Annotated in this window: 1 protein-coding gene and 1 pseudogene; both read left to right on the top strand. The window is 71.0% G+C overall.

Features of this window, described 5'->3' with window-relative positions; all coding sequences use genetic code 11:
* Positions 1-112, top strand: a pseudogene (locus tag HA630_RS01450) (type I glyceraldehyde-3-phosphate dehydrogenase); the annotation flags it as partial.
* A 14-nt stretch (positions 113-126) separates the two neighbouring features.
* The coding region (pgk, locus tag HA630_RS01445; protein ID WP_166832157.1) for a phosphoglycerate kinase at positions 127-600 on the top strand (474 nt) is incomplete at its 3' end.

Below are 600 nucleotides of genomic sequence, written 5' to 3'. Positions count from 1 at the left end.
AGCGCTGGACGGCACCTTTGTGAAGGTGGTGGCCTGGTACGACAACGAGTGGGGCTACGCCGCCAAGTGCCTGGACATGGTGCGGGTGGTGTCCCAGGCCCGCACGGCCTGAACCGGAGGTCCATCATGCCTTTCCTGCGCTTCACCGACGTTGTGCACAGCGGCTTTGCCCAGGGCAAGCAGGTGTTCATCCGCGCCGACCTGAACGTGCCCCAGGACCGCGACGGCCGCATCACCGAGGACACGCGCATCCGTGCCAGCCTGCCCGCCATCCGGCTGGCGGCGCAGGCCGGGGCGGCGGTGCTGGTCACTTCCCACCTGGGGCGGCCCACCGAGGGGCGGTTCCGTCCCGAGGATTCGCTCGCGCCGGTGGCCGAGCGGCTGGGCGACCTGCTGGGTCGGCCGGTGCGCCTGGAGCGCGACTGGGTCGGGCGCCCGGTGCAAGCACTTCCGGGCGAGGTGGTGCTGCTGGAAAACTGCCGGCTCAACCCGGGCGAGACCTGCAACTGCCCCGACCTGTCGGCCCGCCTGGGGCAGATGTGCGACATCTTCGTGCACGACGCCTTTGGCACCGCCCACCGCGCCGAGGCCAGCACCTAC

This window comes from Aquabacterium sp. A08, from assembly GCF_011742065.1.
The sequence above is the reverse complement of the archived record's forward strand: the minus strand, read 5'-3'. Positions and strand labels throughout refer to the sequence as shown.